The organism is Streptomyces sp. SBT349, assembly GCF_001083795.1.
Lineage (GTDB): Bacteria > Actinomycetota > Actinomycetes > Streptomycetales > Streptomycetaceae > Streptomyces.
The window spans coordinates 1-2356 of sequence record NZ_LAVK01000589.1; the positions used below are offsets into that span (position 1 = coordinate 1).

2 protein-coding genes are annotated in these 2356 nt (G+C 72.2%); one reads left to right on the top strand and one right to left on the bottom strand.

Translation table 11 applies throughout. From position 1 onward, the window contains the following. Window positions 1-40 precede the first annotated feature (40 nt). On the top strand, window positions 41-1324 hold the full coding sequence (locus ADY01_RS34935) for a glycoside hydrolase family 27 protein (protein ID WP_234320541.1): 1284 nt from the start codon (window positions 41-43) through the stop codon (window positions 1322-1324). 46 nt (window positions 1325-1370) lie between these two features. Here ADY01_RS34935 and ADY01_RS34940 read toward each other — a convergent pair whose 3' ends face one another. Beyond that, window positions 1371-2021, bottom strand: coding sequence for a class I SAM-dependent methyltransferase (locus ADY01_RS34940; RefSeq protein ID WP_049580854.1), 651 nt, complete (start codon window positions 2019-2021; stop codon window positions 1371-1373). Window positions 2022-2356 lie beyond the last annotated feature (335 nt).

A 2356-nucleotide genomic window follows, 5' to 3' on the forward strand; every position in this document is an offset into this window, starting at 1 on the left:
GAGATGTTTAAAAGAGCCAGCCCCCGTGGGAAGGACACCGATGAAACGCCCCCTGCCGGCCCGCTCCGCCCGCCCGCCGATGGGCTGGAACAGCTGGGACTGCTACGGCACGGCCGTGACCGAGGAAGAGGTGCTCGCCAACGCCTCGTTCATGTCCCGGCACCTGCGCGCACACGGCTGGGACACCGTGGTCGTCGACATCCAGTGGTACGAGCCGAACGCGCGGGCGGGCGGGTACACGCCGGGCGCCCCGCTCGTCCTCGACGCGTTCGGCCGCCAGCTGCCCGCCCCGGGACGGTTCCCCTCGGCGGGCGGCGGGGCCGGGTTCGCGCCGCTGGCCGCCCGCGTGCACGCCCTCGGCCTCCGCTTCGGCCTGCACATCATGCGCGGCATCCCCCGCCAGGCCGTCGCCGCGAACCTCCCGGTGCCCGGCACCCCGTGGACTGCCGCCGACATCGCCGACACCGGCTCCACCTGCCCGTGGAACACCGACAACTACGGCCTCGACCACTCCCACCCGGGCGCCGGGGCCTACTACGACGCCCAGGTCGCCCAATTCGCCGACTGGGGAGTCGACTTCATCAAGGCCGACGACATGCTCTTCCCCTACCACCGGCGGGAGATCGAGGCATACGCGCGGGCCGTCGCCGCCTGCGGCCGCCCCATCGAGCTGAGCCTGTCACCCGGGACCGAGGTCTCCCTCGCCCACCTCGACCACCTGCGCGAGCACGCCACGATGTGGCGGGTCTGCGACGACCTCTGGGACCGCTGGGAGGACATCGAGGCCCAGTTCGCCAGGATGGCCCGGTGGGCGCCCTGGCAGGGCCGGGGCGGCTGGGCCGACGCGGACATGCTCCCGCTGGGGCACATCGGCATCCGCGCCGAGCGCGGCGGGGACCGCGACAGCGCGCTCACCCCCGCGGAACAGGTCACGCTGCTCACCCTGTGGACCATCTCGCGCTCGCCGCTGATGATGGGCGGCGACCTGCCGACGACCTCCCCCGAGACCATCGCGCTGCTCACCAACGACGACGTCCTCGCCGTCCTCTGGTACGGCAGGGACAACAGGGAGGCGCTGCGCGAGGGGAACCTCGTCCTGTGGACCGCGCGCGACGCCGAGAACGGCAGCGGGTACGCCGCCGTCTTCTGGCTCGGCGCGGCCCCCGAGGAGGTGCGCGTCCCCCTCGGCTCGATCGGCGCCGGGCCCGACGACCTGATCACCGAACTGTGGACCCACCGCGACCAGCCCCACGACTCCACCGCGCTCACCCTGCGCCTCGACGCCCACGGAGCCGCCCTCCTCCGCCTCGACCCCCCACGCTGACCCCCGCCCTTCCACCCGGCCACGGCGGCGCGTCACCGTCTGGCACTCACCTGCGCCGGGCGATCAACTGGAGGCGTTCCACGCTGTGTCCGTCGAGCGTGCCGACCGTTCCCGTCCGCTCCTCCTCGACGGCGAAGCCGTGCTCGTGGACCAGGTCGCGCAGGTACGCGGGGTGGTGGTGGCGGAAGACGCCGCCGTCGGGGATCTCGAAGACGCCGTGGATGCCGTGGAGTTCGGCGTACCGCCGGTAGCGCTCCTGGTTGCGCGGGTCGCTCTGGAGCGGCACGTCGCTGAGGTAGAGCACCCCGCCCGGACGGACGAGGCGGGCCAGCTCGGTGAGGATCGCCCCGTGGGTGGCCTCGTCGGGGATACAGGTCAGCACGGCGAAGAGCAGCGCGGCGTCGAAGCCGCCGTCCCGGTGGGGGAGTGGCAGGCCCGGACAGTGCTCCAGGCTCACCCCCGGGTGCTCGGCGAGCCCGCGCTCGACAAGCGCCGCGGAGAAGTCCACGCCGTGCACGTCGCGTCGACCGAGCCGCACCAGCTCGGCCGTCAGGCGCCCGTAGCCGCAGCCGTAGTCCAACACGCGGCTGCCGTACGGCACATGGGCGTCGAGCAGCTCCGGGTCGAGGGGGTGGGTGAACGTCTTGGTGGAGCCGGTGGTCTCCCAGTACCCCGGCACATCCCGCAACATGGCCATGCCGGGACCGTACCCTTCCCGGGCCGTGGGTGGCTGGGGTTGCGGCTTCTACGCCTGGCTGGGGTGGCGCGCAGCTGCTGCCGCCTCTGTGTGCCCTTGTTGGGTATTCGCCGGGCCGGTGGGGGTCGTTGCCCAAACGGGCGGTGGTGGCGGTGCGCGGTCGTCTGCCCCTTCGGGCATCTGGAGGTGGGGATTGTTCTGAGACGCGAAACACTTCGTTTTAAACAGAGTGTTGAAAACAAACCGTGCGCCGTTTGAAAACAGTCCCCGCCCTCCGATGCCCGATAGGGCAACGAACCCACCGGCCCGCTACATAAGCCCCGGCGCCGCGCGGG

Bases quoted from the DNA above. Each gene is read 5' to 3' on its own strand.
- ADY01_RS34935 (WP_234320541.1), top strand. From the start codon at position 41: ATGAAACGCCCCCTGCCGGCCCGCTCCGCCCGCCCGCCGATGGGCTGG.
- ADY01_RS34940 (WP_049580854.1), bottom strand. From the start codon at position 2,021: ATGGCCATGTTGCGGGATGTGCCGGGGTACTGGGAGACCACCGGCTCC.